General features: G+C 64.2%; 18 protein-coding genes. 9 read left to right on the top strand and 9 right to left on the bottom strand.

All coding sequences use genetic code 11. The features are described 5' to 3' along the window. Positions 1 to 1,407, top strand: a complete 1,407-nt coding sequence (hflX, locus tag K8V11_RS10860) for a GTPase HflX (protein WP_303913926.1) — start codon at positions 1 to 3, stop codon at positions 1,405 to 1,407. On the opposite strand, the gene lexA is transcribed toward hflX, so the two are convergent. Continuing rightward, entirely contained in the window at positions 1,404 to 2,057 is a 654-nt protein-coding gene (lexA, locus tag K8V11_RS10865; protein WP_303913929.1) for a transcriptional repressor LexA, read from the bottom strand. The genes hflX and lexA overlap by 4 nt on opposite strands. Before the next feature lie 317 nt (positions 2,058 to 2,374). Here lexA and K8V11_RS10870 point away from each other — a divergent pair, with 317 nt between their 5' ends. Beyond that, entirely contained in the window at positions 2,375 to 2,860 is a 486-nt protein-coding gene (locus K8V11_RS10870) for a hypothetical protein (RefSeq protein ID WP_303913932.1), read from the top strand. A gap of 190 nt (positions 2,861 to 3,050) precedes the next feature. Beyond that, complete coding sequence (nrdR, locus tag K8V11_RS10875) at positions 3,051 to 3,503, top strand: transcriptional regulator NrdR (protein WP_303913933.1); 453 nt, start codon at positions 3,051 to 3,053, stop codon at positions 3,501 to 3,503. Positions 3,504 to 3,536: 33 nt separating this feature from the next. On the opposite strand, the gene hrpA is transcribed toward nrdR, so the two are convergent. The 3 genes from hrpA to K8V11_RS10890 are packed head-to-tail and all read right to left on the bottom strand — an operon-like array spanning position 3,537 to position 8,889. Next, entirely contained in the window at positions 3,537 to 7,499 is a 3,963-nt protein-coding gene (gene hrpA, locus K8V11_RS10880) for an ATP-dependent RNA helicase HrpA (RefSeq protein WP_303913936.1), read from the bottom strand. Between the two features lie 12 nt (positions 7,500 to 7,511). Further along, complete coding sequence (locus K8V11_RS10885; RefSeq protein WP_303913997.1) at positions 7,512 to 8,192, bottom strand: TrkA family potassium uptake protein; 681 nt, start codon at positions 8,190 to 8,192, stop codon at positions 7,512 to 7,514. A gap of 28 nt (positions 8,193 to 8,220) precedes the next feature. Continuing rightward, positions 8,221 to 8,889 carry a TrkA family potassium uptake protein gene (locus K8V11_RS10890; RefSeq protein WP_303913938.1) on the bottom strand — a complete coding sequence of 223 codons (669 nt, stop codon included), beginning with the start codon at positions 8,887 to 8,889 and terminating at the stop codon, positions 8,221 to 8,223. 79 nt (positions 8,890 to 8,968) lie between these two features. Between K8V11_RS10890 and K8V11_RS10895 the strand changes: the two genes are divergently transcribed. The 3 genes from K8V11_RS10895 to K8V11_RS10905 all read left to right on the top strand — a co-directional run bounded on the left by K8V11_RS10895 (position 8,969) and on the right by K8V11_RS10905 (position 14,237). Beyond that, on the top strand, positions 8,969 to 10,975 hold the full coding sequence (locus K8V11_RS10895; RefSeq protein WP_303913941.1) for an APC family permease: 2,007 nt from the start codon (positions 8,969 to 8,971) through the stop codon (positions 10,973 to 10,975). Then, positions 10,972 to 12,330 carry a class I SAM-dependent RNA methyltransferase gene (locus K8V11_RS10900; protein WP_303913943.1) on the top strand — a complete coding sequence of 453 codons (1,359 nt, stop codon included), beginning with the start codon at positions 10,972 to 10,974 and terminating at the stop codon, positions 12,328 to 12,330. Before K8V11_RS10895 ends, K8V11_RS10900 begins: the two co-directional genes overlap by 4 nt. Before the next feature lie 86 nt (positions 12,331 to 12,416). Continuing rightward, a complete protein-coding gene (locus K8V11_RS10905; protein ID WP_303913947.1) occupies positions 12,417 to 14,237 on the top strand; it encodes a 1-deoxy-D-xylulose-5-phosphate synthase in 1,821 nt (606 codons plus the stop codon). Positions 14,238 to 14,295: 58 nt separating this feature from the next. Here K8V11_RS10905 and K8V11_RS10910 read toward each other — a convergent pair whose 3' ends face one another. Continuing rightward, on the bottom strand, positions 14,296 to 15,564 hold the full coding sequence (locus K8V11_RS10910; protein ID WP_303913950.1) for an HRDC domain-containing protein: 1,269 nt from the start codon (positions 15,562 to 15,564) through the stop codon (positions 14,296 to 14,298). Between the two features lie 23 nt (positions 15,565 to 15,587). Next, entirely contained in the window at positions 15,588 to 16,184 is a 597-nt protein-coding gene (locus tag K8V11_RS10915; RefSeq protein ID WP_303914000.1) for a DUF3000 domain-containing protein, read from the bottom strand. A 164-nt stretch (positions 16,185 to 16,348) separates the two neighbouring features. On the opposite strand from K8V11_RS10915, the gene hemE reads away from it, so the two are divergent. The 3 genes from hemE to hemQ are packed head-to-tail and all read left to right on the top strand — an operon-like array spanning position 16,349 to position 19,521. Beyond that, positions 16,349 to 17,383, top strand: a complete 1,035-nt coding sequence (hemE, locus tag K8V11_RS10920; RefSeq protein ID WP_303914003.1) for a uroporphyrinogen decarboxylase — start codon at positions 16,349 to 16,351, stop codon at positions 17,381 to 17,383. A gap of 19 nt (positions 17,384 to 17,402) precedes the next feature. Continuing rightward, entirely contained in the window at positions 17,403 to 18,845 is a 1,443-nt protein-coding gene (gene hemG, locus K8V11_RS10925; protein WP_303913952.1) for a protoporphyrinogen oxidase, read from the top strand. Further along, a complete protein-coding gene (hemQ, locus tag K8V11_RS10930; RefSeq protein WP_303913955.1) occupies positions 18,826 to 19,521 on the top strand; it encodes a hydrogen peroxide-dependent heme synthase in 696 nt (231 codons plus the stop codon). Before hemG ends, hemQ begins: the two co-directional genes overlap by 20 nt. A 117-nt stretch (positions 19,522 to 19,638) precedes the next feature. Here the strand turns inward: hemQ and msrB are convergent, their stop codons facing one another. Genes msrB through K8V11_RS10945 form a run of 3 tightly spaced genes read right to left on the bottom strand, consistent with a single transcriptional unit; the run spans position 19,639 to position 22,875 of the window. Continuing rightward, positions 19,639 to 20,073 carry a peptide-methionine (R)-S-oxide reductase MsrB gene (msrB, locus tag K8V11_RS10935; RefSeq protein WP_303913958.1) on the bottom strand — a complete coding sequence of 145 codons (435 nt, stop codon included), beginning with the start codon at positions 20,071 to 20,073 and terminating at the stop codon, positions 19,639 to 19,641. Between the two features lie 34 nt (positions 20,074 to 20,107). Continuing rightward, positions 20,108 to 21,313 (bottom strand): glycosyltransferase family 87 protein, encoded by a 1,206-nt coding sequence (locus K8V11_RS10940; RefSeq protein ID WP_303913961.1) that lies wholly within the window; start codon positions 21,311 to 21,313, stop codon positions 20,108 to 20,110. Positions 21,314 to 21,369: 56 nt separating this feature from the next. Further along, the gene (locus K8V11_RS10945; protein WP_303913963.1) at positions 21,370 to 22,875 is read right to left on the bottom strand and encodes a hypothetical protein; all 1,506 of its coding nucleotides are present in this window, start codon (positions 22,873 to 22,875) and stop codon (positions 21,370 to 21,372) included.

Genomic DNA, 22,875 nt, shown 5'->3' on the forward strand with positions numbered 1-22,875 from the left:
ATGACGAACCCTTCACATTCTGATCATGACCCATCCACGGGCGAACTCCAGCTTGAGGAACGCTCTTCGCTTCGACGCGTTGTCGGGCTGTCTACCGAACTTCAGGACATCAACGACGCGGAATATCGCCAGCTGCGCCTCGAGCGCGTCGTCCTTGTTGGCGTGTGGACCGAAGGGTCGTCCGCGGAAGCTGACTCCGCCATGGCGGAACTCGGCGCGCTCGCCGAGACTGCCGGATCGATGGTTCTCGATGCGGTGATCCAACGTAGAGACAAGCCGGACGCGGCGACGTATATCGGATCCGGAAAAGTGAAAGAACTCCGCGAGATTGTGGATTCCACTGGCGCCGATACCGTGATCTGCGATGGTGAACTTACGCCGGGACAGCTGATCGCCCTCGAAAAGGCTGTCAACGTGAAGGTGATCGATCGAACGGCGTTGATCCTGGATATCTTCGCCCAACACGCAACGTCTCGTGAAGGTAAGGCGCAGGTCTCACTCGCACAGATGGACTACATGCTTCCGAGGCTGCGTGGTTGGGGTGAGGCGCTCTCACGACAGGCAGGCGGCCGTGCAGGTTCCAACGGCGGCGTTGGGCTTCGCGGTCCTGGTGAGACCAAAATCGAAACCGATCGCCGTCGAATCCGCGAGCGCATGGCCAAGTTGCGCCGCGAAATCCGCGGAATGAAACAAGCCCGACTCACCAAGCGACACCGCCGGAGGACCACACCTGTGCCCTCCATCGCTGTTGCCGGATACACGAACGCGGGGAAATCCAGTCTCGTGAACGCGATCACCGGCGCCGGGGTATTGGTGGAAGACGCGCTCTTCGCGACCTTGGATCCCACGACGCGGCGAGCTGAACTTCCCGACGGTCGGGCCGTGGTGTTGACCGACACGGTCGGGTTCGTCCGACACCTTCCGACTCAGTTGGTGGAGGCATTCCGTTCCACCCTTGAAGAAGTCGTCGATTCGGAGCTACTCGTGCACGTCGTCGATGGCTCACACCCATTCCCGATGGCCCAGATCGATGCCGTCCGGGCGGTAATTCGCGACGTCGTAGCCGAACAGAATGCGGAACAACCTACCGAACTGCTCGTCATAAACAAGATCGATGCCGCCGACCCATTGGTCTTGGCCGAGCTGCGCGCCGTGTTCAAGGATGCCGCTTTCGTATCCGCGACAACGGGCGAGGGGATTGAGGAACTCCGCCACACCCTTGCCGAGTACATTGCGGAAACAGACGTCACGGTGACGTTGGAGATTCCCTACTCGCGGGGCGAGGTTGTCTCGCGCGTGCACTCCGAAGGAGCGGTTGTCCGGGAGGAATATTCGGACGAGGCGACAGTTGTCACCGTCCGTCTCCCGGAATCGGTGGCAGGCGAGTTGGACGAGTTTCGCCGTTAGATTCGGCGGAACACCATGATTACCTTGCCGAGAATCGTCGCGTAGTTACCCGGAATCGGCCTGAAAGCCTCGTTGGATGGCACCAGCCACACACCGCCGGATGATTTGTCCAGGGTTTTGACGGTGGCCTCGCCATCGATCATCGCGGCGACGATGTCTCCGTTCTCTGCAACCTGCTGCCTCCTGACGACGACGTAATCCCCGTCGAGGATGCCCGCGTCCCGCATCGATTCACCGACGACTTTGAGAATAAACGTTTCGCCCGAACCGACGAGCTCCTCGGGCAGGGGGAAGACCGCTTCGATCTCTTGCTCCGCAAGGATCGGCCCACCCGCAGCGATCCGACCCACGACCGGCACGAAAGCGGGCTGTGATGCACCACGCGGCAATTGTGCTCGACGCGACGGCTGGCGCGTCGAGCTGGGCGAGCGCACGTCGACCGCGCGTGGCTTGTGCGCATCTCGAATGAGATAGCCCTTCTTTTCGAGCGCGCGCAGCTGGTAAGCGACCGAAGAGGTTGACTGCAGGCCGACCGAGTCGCCGATCTCTCGAATGCTCGGCGGGTAGCCGTGCTCCTCGATCGCGTCATTGATGACGGTCATGATCATTCGCTGCCGATCGGTCAGCGATTCCTTACTGGTGCGTGCCATGCCGGGTTCCTCACTGGGTAGCTCGAGCGGGCCACTTTCGAACATTGGGCCGGTGTGCGTGTAGCTTCATTCGATAGCATACCGTTCGAATTGAAATTCCGGCATACACTTGTTCGATCCGCGTGTTGCGCGTAAACGTCGGTCGGGAATGCAGGTCAAAGATCTACGCGCGCCAATCGGGGGTAGTTTCTGCCCCTACTGCACACTCCGACAGCCGAAATTGTCGGACCCGTTTCGTAGAACTAAGACACGAACAAAAGCGGTACGTATTTTCGATACACCGCATCAGACGAAGTGTGGTCCGAAAGGAATGAGAAATGACTACTCACATGGAACGGCTGAGTGTCCCCGAAAAGGCAACCTCCGAACGCGAGATCATTCAGGAGTCGGGCTTCGGCGCCGAACGCTTCGAGCAGGTTAACGGGAATCGCCCTCGGATTGGTAAGCAGCGCGTCGCGACGCTTCGCGACTATGGCCAAAGGAGCCGGGAGGTCGGCAAGGAGGAGAGGTTCGAACGACTTAGTGCAGGTCGCGATGAAGTTCGCCGGTTCGATACCTTATCGCCCGTGGAGACGCGTCTGGCTTCTCAGCGGGATCCCCTCTCCAGCGTCAGCTTCGATCGTCGCACCCGAGGCGCCTGCATGCCTACGAGCGCACGCGGCATCGACAAAGTCCAGCGTGGAACCTTTGAGAACGCCGCGCCGGCGCAACGGTCGATCGAGCGCATGCAGACTATTACGGCTGCGGCACTGGGGATCATCGTTGGCTTCATCCTCTTCCTTTTTCTCCTGTACGCGGGTTAGTCAAAGCTTCCGCCCAAGTGATGGAGGAGTGGGGCGGTTGCCGCGTAAAGCGAATAGAGAGGATCGAAGTTACTCGAGTAATCTCGACCCAACATCTAGTGGTGAGTATCGAACTAGGGGACCCGCGCGTACCATAGGTTGTAGCCGAGACGGCAACAAGCGTCGTCGTGGAGCTACGAGGAGTCCCGAGATGTTTTGCCCCATGTGTCACAAGGCCGATTCGCGAGTCATCGACTCACGAACCGCCGACGAAGGCCTTGCGATTCGGCGGCGACGAGAGTGCACGTCCTGCGGCCATCGATACACCACGATGGAAGCCCCTGTACTCATGGTGAGCAAACGAAGCGGCGTCACAGAACCGTTCAGTCGGGACAAAGTTATCCGCGGAGTCCGTCGTGCATGTCAGGGACGAGACATCACTTCCGACGATCTACATATGCTGGCGCATAGGGTCGAACTTGCCGTTCGTGCCCAGGGCGTATCGGAGGTGCCAGCGCACGAGGTGGGCCTGGCCATTCTGGAGCCGCTGCGTGATCTCGACGAGGTCGGATACCTGCGGTTCGCTTCCGTCTACAAGTCGTTCGATTCGGCCGATGACTTCGAAAAAGAGATTTCACTCCTGCGCCAGAACCGTCCCGTGTGAGCCATTCGGCCTGCTCCCGACTTGCTCGTGACGTCAAGGCCTTCCGGAGCTAGGTGAAAGAAGCGCACGGATGGTCTGCCTGATCTTCTTCTCTGATATCGACCCCGCTGTACCAAGTTGCTGCGTATAAACGCTTACCCGATATTCAGCAAGCAACCAGCGCAGTTCCCTTGACTGTCGGGCGCCACCCTTTCGCCGCGTTAAGGCGCTGCACGCCTCTTCGACCTCATCTTCGATGCCGACTACGCGGGCCCGAAGGCTATCGTATTTCGGCGGATTGTCGACCGCTAGCTTGATCCGTGCCGCGATGGACGTCATGTGGCGCTCGAGGTGCTCCAGCCGGCCACGGGCATGGCGAGCCAGGAATCCACGGCCGACGAGAAAGTCGATCTCGGCACGCAGCTCGTCGGCCAACTCATTATCTCGCATTGACATGAGGGAACGCTGTACGTCGAGAAGGATCACCAGCGCAGGCAATACCTGTGCAATCATGCGGGCCACACCACCCGGAACTTCGGCCTTCGCGGAGTCCCGCACTTTAGCGAAACCCGAGGCAGTCAGCGGCGCGCCTCCACTGGAAGACAGGACCCTGCCGATCATGACGACGACGGCGTCTGCGACTAGCGCATCCATCCCGCCGTACGGGTATTGCGTCAGCGCCAACCGTTGTGCCGGGGGACGGCCCTTGAGCAACTGTGATGTCGACACCAACCCTGGGCGAAGCATTTCGATAACAGCCCGAGACATCGCTGCCGAACGCTTTTGCGGCGTTGCACACACCGTCTTGTGGATCCCGTCCGATTCGACGACCAGCGCCGGGTACGCGACGGCCCGGACCCCACCGATGTCCCGAGACACCTCTTCGGGAAGGTCGCCGATGGTCTCGGCCGTCCACTCGCGGAACGGCCCGTCGTCGTCAACAAGCGAATTGATGAGTTGATCCTGCGAGCGGGCCGAGAGTTCCTGCTGCAACTCGGTGAGAGAATAGCCGGAGGACACAAGGGAGCCGTCGGCGCCGATAACTTCGAAACGCATCCGGAGATGGTTGGGTAGCGCTTCCGGGTGGAACTCCGAGGCGGGAATCGTAGTCCCCACTCGGGCCGAAAGCGCCTCGCTGACCGATACAGCGAGCGGAGCCTTTCGGGGCGTGATGTCGTCAACGAGGAGATCGGCGAACGAGGCCGCCGGAGTGGCGAGGCGGCGGTACATCTTCGGCAATGTGCGAATGAGCTCGGTGTATAGCTCGGCGCGAAGCCCCGGAACGAGCCATTCGAACCCCGCGGGTCGCACACGAGCGAGCTGTGCGAGCGAGATCTTCACGACGACACCGTCGGCCTCGGAGCGGGGATCATATGTGTACTCGAGATCGAAGGTGAGGTCACCCTGCTTCCACTGCGGCGGGAAATCGGCTTCCGAGGGCACTGCCCCCTCGCCACGGACATCGCTGTCCGAAAGCGTGAGGGCGGCTTTCTCGGCTTTGCTCGCGGACTTGATCCACGAGTCGAAATGCCGGCCCGACACGACGGATTCGGGAATACGTTCGAGATACCAGCTGACAAGCTGCTCGTCGTCGATGACGACGTCGGCGCGACGCGCACGCGTCTGCAGCTCACGGGCACGTTCCACGAGTTCCCTGTTCGCATGAACTTCGACCGACCTGCTGGTCCAATCCCCATCGACGAGCCCGTGCCTGACGAAAAGTTCCCGCGCCAGCTGCGGATCTACTCGCGAAAGCAGAATCCGGCGACCCTCCACGACCGGCAGGCCCAGCAGTGTGACCTTTTCGTATGCCATCGCAGACCCTTGTTTCGAGGACCAGTGAGGCTCGGAATAGTTTCGCTTCACCATGTGCTCGGCCAACGGCTCGACCCACATCGGATCGATGCGGGCAACATCCCGGGCGAACAGGCGGGAGGTCTCCACGAGCTCGGAGGCCATGATCCATTTCGGCGGCTTCTTCGCTACCGCCGACGAAGGGTGGATGAGGAATGTGATGCCTCGAGGTCCGGCAAACTCCCTGGTGTCCTCCTTCCTCGCACCGATCGACGACAACAGCCCGGCAAGAAGAGACCGATGGACGTCGTCATCGGAAGCGGTGAGCGAGCCGGCATGCCAGCCGTGCTCGCGGCACACCGTGGTGAGTTGGCGATTGAGATCCTGCCACTCCCGGATCCGGAGCCAGTGCAAATACTCGGCCTTGCACATTTTCCGAAATGCGCTTCCGGATAGTTCGGCCCTCTGCTCGGCAACATAACGCCAGACGTTGAGATATCCGAGGAAGTCGGAGGTCTTGTCCCTGAAGCGACTATGCATCGCCGCCGCTTTGTCGCGTTCTTCGGCAGGCCGCTCGCGCACGTCCCCGACGGTCAGCGCCGAGACGATAACGATGACCTCTGCGAGTGCGCCATTGTCGCGACCAGCCAGCAGCATCCGTGCCAGGCGAGGATCGAGCGGAAGTGCGGCGATTTCCCGGCCCCGCTTGGTGAGCGTCGGCGCACCATTGGTGGACGTGCGCAGCGCGCCGAGTTCGTCAAGAAGCGACAGTCCGTCCTTTATTGCCTTGGAATCGGGCGGGTCGACGAAGGGGAACGAAGCAACCTCGCCGAGCCCGAGATCAGCCATCTGCAAGATGACCGAAGCGAGGTTTGTGCGCAGAATCTCCGGGTCTGTGAACTCGGGTCTGGAATCGAAATCTTCTTCCGAGTAGAGCCGGATGCATATGCCCTCGGTCACGCGGCCGGAACGGCCCTTACGCTGATTCGCCGAGGCTTGCGACACGGGCTCGATCGGCAGGCGCTGCACCTTCGTGCGCGTCGAGTATCGAGAAATGCGTGCTAATCCCGTGTCGATCACATAATGGATCCCCGGGACGGTAACCGAGGTTTCGGCGATATTCGTGGCCAGTACCACGCGGCGCTTCGAATGCTTGCGAAAAGCCTTGTTCTGCTCGGCCGCGCTGAGGCGAGAGAATAAAGGGAATACCTCGAGATCGCGGAATCGCCGCCCCTTGATGGCTTCTTCTGCGTCTCGAATCTCCTGTTCACCCGAGAGGAACACGAGGATGTCGCCCGATCCCTCGGTGAGGAGCTCTGCCACCGCTGCACATAGTCCGTCCATCGGGTCGACCTCGACCGTGCGGTCGTCGAGTTCCTGGACTAGAGGTCGGTAGCGGACCTCGACCGGGAATGTGCGCCCGGAGACCTCGATAATCGGCGCCGGGGCATCGTCTGTGCCGGCGAAATGTTCGGCGAAACGCTCGGGATCGATGGTGGCGGACGTGATGATGAGCTTGAGATCGGGGCGCTTGGGCAAGATTGACGCGAGGTAGCCGAGGAGAAAGTCGATGTTGAGGCTACGTTCGTGCGCCTCGTCGATGATGATCGTGTCGTAGGCGCGCAGGAGACGGTCGCGCCTGATCTCATTGAGCAGAAGTCCGTCAGTGAGCAGCTTGATCGCGGTTGTGCTTCCGGCGCGGTTATCGAAACGAACGGCGTAACCTACCTCATCCCCGAGCTCGACCTCGAGCTCCTCGGCGATTCGCGCGGCCACCGAACGCGCGGCGAGCCTGCGCGGTTGCGTGTGCCCGATAGCGCCGCGGACACCGCGACCAAGTTCCAAACAGATCTTGGGAATCTGAGTTGTCTTACCCGAACCCGTTTCGCCGGCGATGATGACGACCTGATTGTTGCTGATCGCGTCAGCGATATCTTCGCGCCGAGCTGATACGGGCAACGACTCAGGGTACGAGACCGTTGGAAGCGTCTCCCTGCGCTGGCTGAGCTTGTCCGAGGCCGCAGCGATCTCGCCTGCAATGGCGTCCAACTCGCCGGGGTCGGTGGACTTACTGATACGTCGCGAAAACCGGTGCTCTTCGAGCAGCGTTACCCCGGACAGCTCCGCCAGCAGCGCGGAGCGCTTGGAATTGAGTTCAGGGTTGCGTTGGGCGTTGCGAGCGGGTGAGCGGCGTTGGGACGAGCGGGGAGATTTTGCGGGCATGACCTCGCAAGCTTAACGCGAACCGGGCGGACTGCAGATATCGAGCAGGTGCTCGCGCAGCTTGTCGAGCGCATCGACTTGCACGACGAAGAGCATCTCGTCGCCGGGCTCGAGCGGGACATCGTCGTCGGGAACGATGACCCTGCCGCCACGAAGAATCGACACCAGCGCCGAATCGGTGGGCAAACGGAGCTTAGCCACAGCGCGGCCGCCGAAGGCGGTGTGGTCGGGAAGGGTGTAGGAGACCAGCCGGTTGTGTCCGCCCCTCAACGTGAGCAGTTCAACGACGTCTCCGACGGCGACGGCCTCCTCTACGGCGGCAGCGATGAGCCGCGGGGTCGACACCGCAACGTCCACGCCCCAACGCTCACCGAACAGCCACTCGTTGCGTGGCTCGTTGACGCGTGCAACGACGCGGGTGACAGCGAACTCCGTCTTCGCGAGGAGGCTGAGAACGAGATTGGCCTTGTCGTCGCCGGTCGCCGCGACGACAACGTCGTATTGCGACAGGCCGATATCCTCGAGAGAGCCCAGCTCGCACGCATCGGCGGTGGCCCAGCCGGCGCCGGGGACCGGATCGTTGTTGGCCACGTCGACGCGGCGATCGATGAGGAGCACCTCGTGGCCATTGGCGAGAAGCTCTCGGCCGATGGAGCGGCCGACGGCGCCGGCACCCGCGATCGCGACCTTCATCGCGCCGGTGGCGGAGCTCAAGTACGCATCAGTCATCGAATAGTCCTTCTCGGTCGAGAAGCCGTGGGCCGTGGAGGTCTACTGCGTCCGCCGTCACTGCCAGGTGTAAAAGGTCTTCGGCCTGGACCAATACGGTCGCTCCGGGAAGGAAACAATCCCCGTACCGGGTGATGGCGACAACCCTGCAAGAAGCAGCCTGCTCGATATCGCGGACACTCCGGCCGACGATCCGGGCCGTGGCCTCGCGAACGGCGAGGACGACCGAGCCGGTCGGATCGGCCCACGGCTCGGCTTCGGGGGCCCCGGTGAGAAAACGATAGAAGCGTCGGGTGGTCCACGGCGTCGTGGCGATCGTGGGGATGCCCAGTCGTTCGAAGACCTCGGCGCGGCGCGAATCGTAGATGCGGGCGATGACCCGTTCGACGCCGAAGGACTCGCGAACCACACGCGCGGCAATGATGTTCGAATTGTCTCCCGAGGACACAGCGGCGAAGGCATCGGCATCGGCGGCGCCGGCACGCTCGAGAACCGCCCGGTCGAACCCCATGCCGGTGATGGTCTTTCCGGGAAATGCGGGGCCGAGTCGGAGGAACGAGGACTGGTCTTTGTCGATGACGGTGACATCGATGTCCGCTGCCGCGAGGTCGCCGGCGAGGCCCGCGCCCACACGGCCACACCCCATGATGATTACGTGCACGCGTACACCGTACCCCTACGTGCGGCGCGCCCACGCCCCTCTGGCCCACGCGCGCGGTAGGGCATAGTCTTCTACTTTGATGAGCAGGCTCAGTTCGGTCGCGACAGCAGGCAAGCGCCTGGTGTTCGGACGACCCTTCCGTACCGACCGCATGGGCAAGACGATGCTGCCCAAGCGTCTGGCGCTCCCAGTTTTCGCCTCCGACGCGATCTCCTCGGTCGCCTACGCGCCCGAGGCGATTTTCATCATGCTCTCGCTCGCCGGTGGGGCGGCCGTGGGTCTCGCGCCCTGGCTCGCCGTCGTCGTGGTGGCGGTGCTGCTCATCGTCGTCGCCTCGTATCGACAGGTAATTTACGCCTATCCCGGCGGAGGCGGGGACTACGAGGTGGCCAGGCGCAACCTGGGGCCATTGGCCGGGCAGATCACCGGAGCCGCGCTGTTGGTGGACTACGTGCTCACCGTCGCGGTCTCGATTTCCGCGGCTGTGGCCAATCTAGGTTCGGTCGTACCGTTCGTGTCTCGGTACTCAGTGGTCTTCGCGGTCGCCGCGATCGTCATTCTCACCGCCGTCAACCTGCGGGGTGTTCGGGATTCCGGGCGTACATTCGCCGGCCCGATCTACTTCTTCATCGCCTCGATCGCGGTGATGATCGTGTGGGGGCTCGTCCAGTGGGCGTTCCTCGGGGTGGACCTTCAGGCCGAATCCTCCGGACTGAGGTTCGATTCCGGCGCCGCCGAGCAGAGCGGTTTTGCCCTCGCATTCCTCGTGCTCCGTGCATTCGCGTCCGGATCGGCGGCGATGTCGGGAGTGGAGGCGGTCGGACACGGCGTGCCCATGTTCCGCAAGCCGCGCGCGCGAAACGCCGCGTTGACGCTGTCGCTGATCGGCGCGATGACCGCAGCGTTGTTCCTCGGCCTCGTCGCGCTCGCCGAGATCACAGGGGTGACGATGTCCGACACCCCCACGTTGCTGATAGGTGCCGAGGAGAACTACCACCAGAAGACGTTGATCGTGCAACTTGCCGACGCCGTTTTCGCGGGAATGCCGTGGATCACCGGCGTCATCGTCGCGGGAACGGGACTTATCCTCGTGCTCGCTGCGAACACGGCGTTCAACGGTTCGCCGATTCTGGCTTCAGTACTCGCGCGGGATAAGTATCTGCCAAATCAGCTGTCCAACCGCGGCGACCGGCTCACGTATTCGAACGGGATCATCGGGCTCGCCGTGTTCTCGGTACTTGTCACGGTCCTGGTACATGCCCAGGTGTCGACGCTGATCCAGCTATACGTGGTCGGGGTGTTCACCTCGTTCACCCTTGGGCAGTGGGGCATGGTCCGACACTGGACCGGCGAACTGGCCGAGATCACCGTGCACCGGCGTCGCAGGAGGATCTATCGCGCGCGCGGAATCAACGCGCTCGGCTTCGCATGCACGTCGGTGGTTCTGGTCATCGTCATCATCACGAAGTTCACCGCCGGAGCCTGGCTCGTTCTCGTGATCATGGGCATCCTCGTGTTCGTCATGCGGGCGGTATCCAGGCATTATTCACAGATGGCGGCTCGCCTACGCGAATCAGAAAAGCGTCCGGTGCTGCCGTCTCGCATCCACTGCATAGTGCTCGTGTCGAATGCCTCGCTGCCGACGTTGCGCGCTATCGCGTACGCGCGAGCGACGCGCCCCGACTACCTTGAGGCGGTGACGGTGAGTGTCGACGTCGCCGCGACCAAGGCGCTCGTCACCGCGTGGGAGGAGAAGCGGCCGAAGATTCCGCTCAAGGTGATCGAGGCGCCCTACCGCGACATCAACACCCCGGTAATCGACTACATTCGTAGAGTCCGGGCGGATAATCCGCGGGACATCGTCGCGCTGTACATCCCCGAGTATGTCGAGGACAACTGGTGGGAGCGCGCCCTGCACAATCAGTCCGCCAGGCGATTGAGCCGCAAACTGCTCCACGAACCCGGTGTGATGATCACGTCGGTCCCGTGGCGGATGAGCGGACTCGAGGAACCCGAACGCTCCGGCGCTTCCGAGGACGGCCGGGCCTCGACTTCGCAATCCTCGACAGGCAAGGAGAACCCGTGAGCGAAGGCATTATCACCGTCACCGCGGACGGGATCGCCCACGGTGGGGAAGCCATCTGCCGCCACGAAGGCTTGGTCGTCTTCGTTGGGGGCCTGCTTCCAGGCGAAACTGCCGCCGTGCGCATCACGTCGGCAAAGAAGTCCTTCGCCCGAGCAGAGATCGTCGATCTCGTCTCCGTCTCGCCCGAGCGACGCCCCGTCGTGTGTCCTGCGGCCGCCGCAGGCGCCGGTTGCTGCGACCTGACCTATACGACGTCGGCGCACGCACGGACGCTGAAAACCGAGATTCTCCGGGATCAACTGCGTAGACTCGGCGGTTTTTCTTCCGCGGATCGGCAACCACTTCTGGATGACGTCGGGGTCCGCGAAATCGGGGCCTCCCCACACGCGGGTGAACAGGACGCGATGACACGGTGGCGCACGGTCGCCAGGTGGCACTCGGACTCCTCCGGCCGAATCGGGGTACGGCAGGCGGGCGGGAATCGTGTCGTCACCGAGGCGCGCTGCTCACAGGTCGTCCCGGAAATCGCCGCAGCAGTGGATCGTCTCGAGGACGTGGGCGCGCCGAGAGGCGCCGAGATCGTCTTCGCCGCCGGTGTAGATGGAGAGGTTGCCGCGCAGTGGCGGCCCGCCGAAGACAGCGGCGCCCGGAGGCGGGGTGGGCAGCGTGGGCGGACACAGCGAAGGCGTGCGCGTTCGGCCGTCGCCGGGTGGAAGCCGCTCGACGAGAGGGCCGGCATGCCGACGGCAGTAGGCCGCGCTCTTGGGCACGAGCTCATGCCTTCGTGGATCTGGCATCTCGGGGCCTCGGCATTCTGGCAGGCGCACCGCCGCGCCCTGCCGGCGTATGCAGATGTAGTGCGCGAGGCTGCGGCGGCGCTCGTTCGCGGTGGCCAGGAGGAACTTCGCGTCTGGGACCTCTACGGAGGTGTAGGCGCGCTCGGATCGGCGGCGCTAGACTCCGCCACGACCGCCGGTGGACGGGCGCGGATTACCGCCGTGGAGACAGCCGACTCCGCCGTCATCGCCGGCAGGGACACCGCGCGTCGCATCGGTGCAGACCTGGACATCGTCGCGTCCGATGTCGGCGCGTGGCTCGCAGGCAGCGCGGACGTGATGCCGGACCTCGTGATCACGGACCCGCCGCGCGCGGGCCTCGGCGCCGACGTCATCGGCGAGCTGTCCCGCTCCAACCCGAGCACGATCGTCCACATCGGCTGCGATATCGCCTCCTTCGCCCGCGATATCGGGCTCTTCGCCGACGCCGGTTTCGGAATCGAATCCATTCAGGGCATCGACGCATTCCCCGGCACCCACCACCTGGAAGCGGTTGCGGTGTTGTCGACTCGCATCTGATAGGTCCGCCATTACCCGCCGACGTAGACTCGGACACCGACGGCAACGACACGCGAGGAGCGGGGAAAGGGGAGCATTCCGGGCCCATGGGTGCACTCGAACGCATGACCTCCCCGGCCGACCTTCGCGCGCTTCGCCCGCAAGAACTCTCCGCGCTCGCCGCCGAGATCCGCCGATTCCTCGTTGAGCGTGTCTCCGCGACCGGAGGCCACCTCGGCCCGAACCTCGGGGTCGTCGAACTCACGATCGCGGTGCACCGTGTGTTCGCCTCGCCGCGCGATCCGATCATCTTCGATACCGGGCACCAGGCGTATGTGCACAAGATCCTCACCGGCCGCGCCGACGCTTTTGGGACGTTGCGCACCGGTGGGGGGCTGTCCGGCTACCCTTCGCGGGCCGAAAGCGAGCACGACGTTACCGAGTCCTCCCACGCCTCGGCCTCGCTTTCCATCGCCGACGGTCTGGCCAAGGCCTTCGAGCTGCGCGGCGAGAACGATCGCAGCGTCGTCGCAATCATCGGCGACGGCGCTCTCACCGGGGGCATGGCGGCGGAGGCACTGAACAATTTCGCGGTCGCCCCGCACCGTCCGGTAGTCATCATCGTCAACGACAACGGCCGCTCGTACTCGCCGACCATAGGTGGGCTCGGCGCACGGATTGCGGCGCATGGCGTGGAATCCGTCGCCAGCGAGCTCGGCATCGATTGCATCGGCCCGGTGGACGGCCATTCTCTTCCCGACCTTGAGGACGCGTTGCGCACCGCCAAGGACTCCGGCCGCACGGTGCTGGTTCACGCGCGCACGCTCAAAGGTCACGGATTCGCGCTCGCGGAGGGCGACACCGCCGAGCTCATGCATTCCACGTCCGCGATCGACCCGGAATCCGGAACCCCACTACATGGCGCGCCCGGCATGACCTTCACCGACGTTTTCGGGGACGAGCTCTGCGCGCTCGCCGAGCGTCGCAGCGATATCGTCGCCGTCACTGCCGCGATGGCGGGTCCGACGGGGCTCACAGAGTTCGCAGAGAGATTCCCGGACCGCTTCTTCGACGTCGGAATCGCCGAACAGCACGCCGTCGCGTCCGCGTCGGGCCTCGCGCTCGGCGGTATGCACCCGGTCGTCGCGATGTACTCGACGTTCCTCGGGCGTGCATTCGACCAGCTGTTGCTCGATGTTGCGCTGCTCGGTCAAGCCGTCACCTTCACTCTCGACCGCGCCGGAATTACCGGTCCGGACGGGCCCAGCCATCACGGAATGTGGGATCTCGCCCTCGCCGGGATCGTCCCGGGACTTCGCGTCGCCGCTCCGCGCGACGAAGAAACGTTGCGCCGTGCGCTGCGCGAGGCCACGAATTATTCCGACGGTCCGACCCTGGTTCGGTATCCCAAGGGCGAGGTCCCGGCACCGGCCTCAGCCGTTGGAGCCCTCCCGGGAGGCGTAGAGGTGTTTCGCCGGGACGATACCGCCGCCTCTACATCTGTCATGCAAAGCCCTTCGAGTATGACGCCGGAGGAAGCGATCCCCGAGCCCGCCGTACTTATCGTCGGTATCGGAACGATGGCCGAACAGGCGCTCGACTGCGCGCATGCTCTCGGTGAACAAGGAATCGAGGCGGTCGTGGCCTGGGCGCTGTGGGTGCTTCCGGTGCAAGACTCACTCGTCGATCTCGCAAGCAGGGCAAGCATTGTCGCGGTGATCGAGGATGGTGCCGGGCACGGCGGTGTTGGTGGCGCGATCGACGCGGCGCTATCTGCGCGCGGCCTGGATACTCCGCTACGTCGCTTCGCGTTGCCTCAGGAATTCGTCGCACACGGCTCGCGCGCGGAGATCCTCCACGATGCGGGTCTTGACGGCGCCGATATCGCCGAACGCCTGGCGCGCGAACTGCGGCGACGCCAGGAGTAGCCGCCAGACATGCCGGTCTGAGCGCCGGCTTCCGGCCCCGCCGGTCCGGCACGAGTCGCTAGGCTGTGGCGTCCCGGGCTGCGAGCAACGCCGGCGTCACCAAGCGAATCTGGCATGGCGCCGCGCCCGCGCCTGCGAGCGCCGATTCGATGACGTCGACGGGATCTTTGCCTCGACGCCCACGCACATTCGTTCCTGCCTCGGCCCACACCCATTCGCGCAACATCGTCGACGGCAACAGGGTCTGCATTTCGATTTGCGCGACCTCGGACAATTCGGTGAGCTCCTCCCGCGCCTGCGAGAGGAGAGCGTTGGCGCCCGGCGCCTTGACCTTCCACTGACGGTGCGAAGGGCGTTCCTGTGTGTCGTCTCGCGCGGCGCGCTTGGCGGGCAGCTTCTTCGGCGGGATCGCATCCGCCTCCTTGATGGCCGCGGCGAACGTCGGGATCACGCCGTCGACGTCGGAGTCCGCGAAGCCGCCGATCTTTTCGAAGGCATCGAACGATCGGGCGTCGGTACGCGCGGCCTGAATGATCGACCTATCGCGCACGATGCGATGCACCGACACATCGTTGCGGAAGGCGACCTCCTCCCGCACCTCCCACAGCGCTCGGGCGCGTGCGTATTCACGGGTGGAGCGCAGGCTCGAGAGCTTGGACAGTTTCCGCCAAGGCTCGTCCGGCGGGGGAGCGGGGGACCATACCTCCATCTGGCTCATCGCCGCGTCATACCACTCGGCACGGCTCTCGTGCGCCAGCGAACGCGGGTAATGGTCCGGAATCGAAATCGGGACGGTCTCGGTGTCCTCGAGGAGCATGGACAGCAGCTCGGGCATGTACAGCACGTCGCCGAGAGCGTACTCCAGCCATTGCGCGGGAAGCGGTCGCCGCGACCAGTCTGCGCGGGAATACTCCTTGGCCAGATGAACCCCGAGGTAGGACTCGACCAGCCAGCCCAGGCTGAAACCGGTGGTCGACAGCACCTTCGCGGCGATCTCGGTGTCGTGCAGACGCGTCGGCTCGACCCCGAGGGCACGGAGCGAAGGGAGATCGGCACGGCAGGCGTGCAGGCACATGGGCCTCGCAGAGAGCGCGCTCGAGAGCTCGCCGATGTCCTGGCCGGTGGATTCGGGATCGATGAGCATCGGATCGAGGCCGTCGATAACGAGCTGGATGAGAAACGCGCGCTCACCGTATCGATACGATGACGCACGCTCGACGTCGGCGAAGACGATAGTGTCAGCCGGGCGTGCGGAGATCTTCGCGGCCGAGTCCGCGAAGGTGGTCAAATCGGCCTGAACGGGCGGGATGGACGAAGGTTGTCTCACGACCACAGGGCGGAAACCGGCGATCAGGCCGGACCGGAGGGCCTGGTCGAGGCCTCGACCACGCCTTCGGGAAGCATCCCGGCCGCGGCCGCCAATACGCCGGCGAGGGCCTCGACGTGGTCGGAGATTCCCGAATGCAGCGGCGTCCATGACGCACGAAGCTCAAGTTGATGAGTCTCGGGCGGGCCGGAGATGTCGCCGTAGCGCACGGAGGTCGTGCTCGTTACGGTTCCGCCCAGCGCGGTGTATCCGGTTGCTGCGCCGTCGAGCGCCTCGGTCAACCAGGACCAGGCGGCCTTCGGGAGCGCCGGGTCGGACGCCATGTCGTTGTCGATGTCGGCCTGGATGTAGGCGACCAGTCGCAGCGCGCCCTGCCACGCCTCGTCCCCGGCGGGATCGTGGAGCAGGATGAGGCGACCGAATGCATCGCCTTCGGAGAACTCGGGTACATCTCCCTGTTCGGGGTCGCCGTGGAGTACTTCCAGGCCCACTGCGTAGCTGTGCGCGGCGAGCCGCTGCGGCGGCCGAATGGGCGCCACAGACAGTTCTTTGCGCACCTGTGCCGCAGACATCGCCTCGACGGCGTCGCGAAACAGTTCGGGTGCGTCCGAGATTGGCATCGAAGTCACGCCGCTGACGGTACGGCGCACGACTCCGGCTCCGGTGGAGGCGCGCCGTTGCGATAGGAGAGGTCGCCGCGGACGGGCCACCGGTGAGACAATGGCGGGCGATGACTACCTCAGACATAGATCCCGCGTCCTCCCTTACCGCCACCCGTCCTTACATGGTCGAATCCACCGTGGGCGGAGCTGACCGTGTTCCTATCTGGTTCATGAGACAGGCCGGGCGTTCGTTGCCTGAATACATGCGTGCCCGAGAGGGAACGACGATGCTCGAGTCGTGCCTCATGCCCGATCTCGCTGCCGAGATCACCATGCAGCCGGTGCGCCGCTACGGCGTCGATGCAGCGATCTTCTTCTCCGACATCGTCGTTCCCCTGTACGCGGCGGGAGTCGGCGTCGACATCAAGCCCGGAATCGGCCCGGTCATGGACGCGCCCATCCGCTCGCTCGAGGCCGTGCGCGCGCTTCCCGTGCTCGAGGCAGAGCAGATTGAGCCCGTTGCGAAGGCGGTGTCCAAGGTGCGCGCCGAACTCGACGACAGTGTCTCGCTCATCGGGTTCGCCGGCGCTCCGTTTACCCTCGCGTCGTATCTCGTCGAGGGAGGCCCGAGCCGGAACCACGAGCACACGAAGGCGCTGATGTACTCGGAACCCGAGGTGTGGGACCAGCTCATGACCTCTCTCGCGAATATGACGACGCACGTGCTGAAAACTCAGATCGCAGCCGGTGCCGACGCGATTCAGCTATTCGACTCGTGGGTCGGCGCGCTCGACCGCGCAGATTTCGAGCGTTTCGTCGCGCCGTATTCGCGCCAAGTGCTTGCGACCCTGGAAATCGCCGCTGTGCCGCGCACTTACTTCGGCGTCGGCACCGGTGAACTGCTTTCCTCCATTTCCCAGCTCGGCGTGAGCACGGTCGGCGTCGATTGGCGTGTTCCGCTTGACGTCGCGCACACCCGTGTCGAAGGCGGAAAGGTGCTTCAGGGGAACCTCGACCCCGCCTTGCTTCTCGCCGATCCCGAGGTACTCACCTCGAAGGTCACCGAAATTCTCGATGCCGGGCAGCGCGCGATCAACGCAGGGGCTACCGGTCACGTGTTCAACCTCGGCCATGGGGTGCTGCCCGACACGAATCCCGACGCGCTCGCCCGCGTCGTCGATACCGTGCACGCCTTCCGGGCCGGCCGTGCCTACTGACGCCGTGGCCGCTCCTCGTTTGGCAGTAATCGGGGGCGGAATCTCCGGGCTCGTCTCCGCCCTGCGTCTGGCGCAGGCGTTGCCGGAGGCGCGGATCGACATTTTCGAGGCCGCCGGTCAGGCAGGCGGCAAGCTGCGCACCATCGACCTGGACTCCGGTCCCGCGGATGTCGGCGCCGAAGCGTTCGTCGTCCGTCGCCCCGAGGCACTTGACCTGGTGTCCGAGCTCGGCCTGGACGCCGCGGTCCGCAAACCCGCGGGCAGGTCTCCCGCACTTTTTTCCGGCGGGCGGTTGCTGCCTCTGCCTCGTAATCAAGTGTTCGGCGTTCCCGGCGGCACCGACGGCCTGGAGGAACTTCTGGACTCCGACGTCATACGCACCATTGCAGCCGAACCCTGCAATCCGGCGCCCTGGCAGATCGGACAGGACGTTTCGGTGGGCGCGATGGTCGCGGAGCGTCTCGGCCGCCCCGTGGTTGATCGCCTGGTCGACCCCATGCTCGGCGGGGTTTACGCGGCCACTGCCGACGCTCTCGGGGTTCGCGCGGTCGCGCCCGCGCTCGCTGCTCAGCTCGATGCGCAGGCCCATGATGCGGTGCGCACCGGGAAAGAAGGGCGGGCGAGCATCGTCGAGGCCGTTCGCGCAATCAAATCGACGAATGTGGGCGGTCAGGTGTTCGCGGCGCTCGAGGGTGGCTATCGGCGATTGGTCGATGCGCTGGTCACCCGCATTTCCGTATCGGGGAACACGGTGCTCCATCTTGGCGTGCGGGTTGACTCGATCACGCCGGAGGGTAGTGCCGCGAGGTTGGCGTTCTCCGGACAGGTGGCCGGCTCGCCGCAGGTCTACGACGGACTCGTGTGTGCCCTGCCCTTTAGGGCGGCGCTGCCGCTGCTCAACGAGCTTTCGAAGGACGCGACGGAGCCGTTGCGGGAGATTCCATATTCGTCGAGTGCAGTGGTCAGCGTCGCTCTCGCTCCAGGAGTCGAGGTTCCCGACCTGTCCGGAATTCTCGTTGCCGCGGACGCCGGACGGTCTGCCAAGGCGATTACGCTGTCTTCACGAAAGTGGGACCATCTCGACCGTTCCGCATCGGGCCACGGGCACATGTTGCGCGTGTCTTTCGGGCGGTTGGGCGACGAATCGAGCCTGGATCTCGAGGACGAAGAGCTCAGTGCGCAGACACGGATCGAGCTCGCCGAGATCGCAGGAATCGACGCCGCAGGCGCCGAAGTGCGCCCGACGCGGTGGACGCACGGTCTGCCCGTTCCCGGAGTCGAACATCAGCGGCTAGTTGACGGCGCACGGCGCAGCCTCGCGGAGCAGCCTGTGCCCGTCGTTCTCGCGAATTCCGCGATAGCCGGTGTCGGCGTGCCCGCCTGCATATCGGTGGCCCAGACCGCCGCGGCGGAGCTTGCCGCCAAGTGGCAGGATGAGAGTCATGGCACGCCTCGACTATAAGAAACTCAATTCCACACTTCGCTACCTGATGTTCTCGGTCTTCACGATCCGCGCCGGGGAACTCGGCCCCGATCGCGAAAGGGTGACCAAGGATCTCGACGAGTTTCTCGCCCGCTGGGAAGATTCCGATGTCGTCGTGCGAGGTCTCTACAATGTTTCGGGCCTGCGCGCCGAAGCCGACTTCATGTTCTGGACCCACGCCGAACACATCGAGGACCTGCAGAAGTTCTATAACGATTTCCGGCGCACGACGCTGCTCGGTGCTGTGTCGGATCCGTACTGGTCCAACGCGGCACTGCATCGCCCTGCGGAGTTCAACAAGTCCCACATCCCGGCGTTTCTTGCAGACGAAGCGCCAGGCAAGTACATCAGCGTGTACCCGTTCGTCAGGTCCTACGACTGGTATCTGCTCCCGGACGAGGATCGTCGCCGGATCCTCGCCGAGCACGGCAAGACCGCGCGTGAGTACCCGGACGTGCGCGCGAACACCGTCCCGGCTTTCGCGCTCGGCGACTACGAATGGATCCTCGCGTTCGAGGGGCCGGAGCTGGACCGGATCGTCGACCTCATGCGCATCATGCGCGGAACCGAGGCCCGGCTCCACGTCCGTGAGGAGATTCCGTTCTTCTCCGGTCCCCGCGTCGAGCCGTCAGAGTTGATCCGTACTCTTCCCTGACGTAGGCGGAGCCGAGAATCCCGGCCTGCACCTCGCCAAGACGTCCTCGTAAACGACTACGCCGCTCTCCGTAATCACGGGGAGCGGCGTAGTCGTATTTCGAAGGGCGCGTCGCTTTTAGGCCTCTTCGAGGTTGAGCGAGATGCTATTGATGCAGTACCGCAGATCGGTAGGGGTGTCATAGCCCTCCCCGGCGAAGACGTGGCCGAGATGGGAGTGGCAGTTGGCGCAGAGCACCTCGGTGCGGGTCATGCCGAGGGAGGTGTCGCTACGCTCGATAATCGTGTCCCCGGCAAGCGGCGAGAAGAAAGACGGCCACCCGCAATGTGAGTGGAACTTTTCGGTGCTGCGGAACAGTTCCGCGTTGCATGCGCGGCACCGGTAGACGCCTTCGGTTTCGGTGTCGGTGTATTCGCCGGTAAACGGGGCTTCGGTTCCAGCCTCTCGGAGTACGCGGTATTCGTCCGGGCTGAGACGCTCCCGCCATTGCGCGTCGGACAGTGCGACCGAGGCAGCGGATTCGGGTGTAAGTGAAAGATCGTTGTCGCTCATGGCGCCGAGACTACGCTCGCGGGCGGCGGTAGCGCTATGTTGTCGCAGGCGCCTTCACCGATGGGGTGATGAGTTGGCGTCTTTCGGGGTCGAAGTATCGCCATAGCAGCACCACAAGGATTGTCACGATGATGAGCAGCCAGCCGGCGGTCGGGTGGAGAAACTCGACGATCCGACCATGGAAGGGCCATCGCTCGGACTCCCACATGTCCATGGTGAAGAATCCGTAGGCCGCGATCCACGCAGCGGCATTCCGAACGAGGGATTCGCGCAGTACGACCGTGAGCATCAGTGGGATGAGAACCATCGAGTAGTACATCTGCCCGAGAGAACTCACGAGGAATACGGCAGCCATGACGACGCCGGACGTGGTCGACAGCCAGAGGACCTCGTGATTGTGGCGATACTCCATGAGCAGGTACACGGCGACCGCCGCCATCAAGATAACGAGGATCCGCAACGCGAGGATCAGTGGTTCCGGCACACCGAAGTAGAGCCCGGCCCCGGCGAGCGAGGAGTTGTAGTAGTCACGCACCTCGCCCATGTATGGGGTGATGATGTCGAAGTACGACTTTCCGTCGGACGTGAGCCGCCAGCCGGCAGCAAAGGTCACCAGCGGAATGACGACCGCTCCGACGAACGGCTGCCATTGCCGACGCAGCAGCGGGAGGATCAGCAGGGGAGCGAGCATCGGCTTGATGGCCAGCGAAAGCCCCATCGGAATGCCCGCCGCCCAGAGTCGCCGCTCGTGCAGGAGCACGAAGAATGCGGCCTGGCAGAGGAAGATCAAACCGTTGATGTTCGTGAACACGAGCGTGTTCGTCACCGACTCCGTGCAGAACACGGCAAGGAAGACTGCAGGTGTCGCGTAGCTCGAATACGAGATCTTGAACAGGCGCAACAGCAACAGGAGTGCGCCGATGATGCACAGCGCGTTGAAGCCGATGAAGAGCCACCGGGCATAGGTGTACATGTCGATCATGCCGAACGGCGACAGCAGTACGGTAGCGCTGGGCGCGTACAGATAGTGCGGATCGACAACCTGGAGATTTTCCACGTACACGGGACCGCCGTCGAGGAAGCGCCTGGTGGCGGCGTACACCGTTCCGAAGTCGTTTGTCACCGAACCGTTGACGGCGCGAATGACGACGCGGTGGATCATCGTCAGGATGGCGAGCGGCCACAGAATCGTTCTGAGGGTCCGCTGCCACGGCGGAGTGGCTGTTATTGCTGTGGACACGGGGAGTAATTTACCGCTACCGGTGCACTATTGGCCGTGGGCATAGCGGCGCGCCGCTATGCCGGGCAGGCTGTAGGTTCGGTGGCTGCCGGATCGACAAGGAATGCGTTGATCCCCTCGGCGATGCACTCGCCCGTGCCTGCGGCCGCGGACCCGAACCCGCCGTAGCGCAATGGGATCGCCCCCGCGGCTCCCGCCGCGGTGAGAGCCGCCGAGCCGGTGCCGGCCGGGTCCCGACCGGCGAGCGGGTCGCCGCCAGTCGTGCCGAGAACGAGCGCGGGGATCTGGGGCAGCGTGAGCGGCTCGGCGTCGACCACCGGCCAGTCATTGCACAGGCCCGTCCGGATCGCCATGGACCGCCCGAAGGTGGGGAATCGCTCGCCGAGGTCGTCAGTCATCGCTCCACGGTCCTCGGTCGACGCGCGCACGGGAAAATCCGTGCATGTGGAAAATAGCTCGCGGGTACCGATATCTGAGGTCGGCACTGCTCCGCGGGGTGGGTTCCCGCTTGCTGCACCAGCGAACAGTTCGAACATCCTCTTGCGATCATCGGGTTCGGAATTCTGGACCCCGGACAGCGCGCTCGCACCGTATCGAAGCGCAGCTGCCCCGGCAGGGCTCGACTCGAAGTTTTCGAAAGGGGTGGTCGAGGAGGGAACGGGTCCCGAGAGGCAATCTGTGGCCTCGCACTGTCCCGCCCAGCTGCCGAGCGCCATCTGCGCGCCTTCGGCCTGTGCGGAAACCTGTTCGGTGAGGTCCCCGCCGAAGTTCGTGGGGGAGTCGGCCACCATCGCCGCCACCGAGTCTGGGTTGTCGGCAGCGTAACGAAGTGCCGGGCGGATGCCCGAGCCCGCTCCGCCGAGAACGAAATTTTCCAAACCGAGGCGATCGGCGACGATGTCGATGTCGGCCGCAGACCCGCGGGCCCCGAACTCCAGCGCGAGCTCGCCGGTGGCGTCCTGACAACCCCTGGCCACCTCGGTGGCCGTGCGGCGAGTCTCCGGATCCGTCGGCGCTGCGTCCGCGGCGACGAGTTCGTCCCCGGCGACATCCACGGGTGGCTGGCACGTGTCGTGCCCGATGAGCTGTGTTCGGGACTCGATCACGACCACCGGCCACGACAGACCGTCTGCAAGCGCGCGGGCCCAAGTGTCGACCACTGCCGAGAATGACCTGTCCGCCCCCGATGCGATGACAAGTGGCGGCTTGGTGCGATCTGCTTCCGGCGACGTCACCAACGCGGCATATAGCTCCTTGCCCTCGCTCGCCAAGGCACCGCCTGGAGAGAACGACAGGCACTCGCGTGTGACGTCGGCGGGAAGGTCGGAATCGAGATACCGGCATTCTCCGAATCGGGCATCCTCGCCGATCCGCGAGAGTCCCTCGGACCACGATTCCGGGGCCGGCGGCGGCTCGGAGGGGGACTCGTCCGAACCGTCGTTCGACGTGGATTCATGCCCGTCGACGACGGCAAGTGGCGGTCCGGACGACGGTCCGGGCGCACAGCCCGCGGCGAGCGCCGCCGTGAGCCCGATAGCGGTGAGAACACGAAAAAATCGCAA

The organism is Dietzia timorensis (assembly GCF_020742175.1).
Taxonomy (GTDB): Bacteria; Actinomycetota; Actinomycetes; order Mycobacteriales; family Mycobacteriaceae; genus Dietzia; species Dietzia timorensis_A.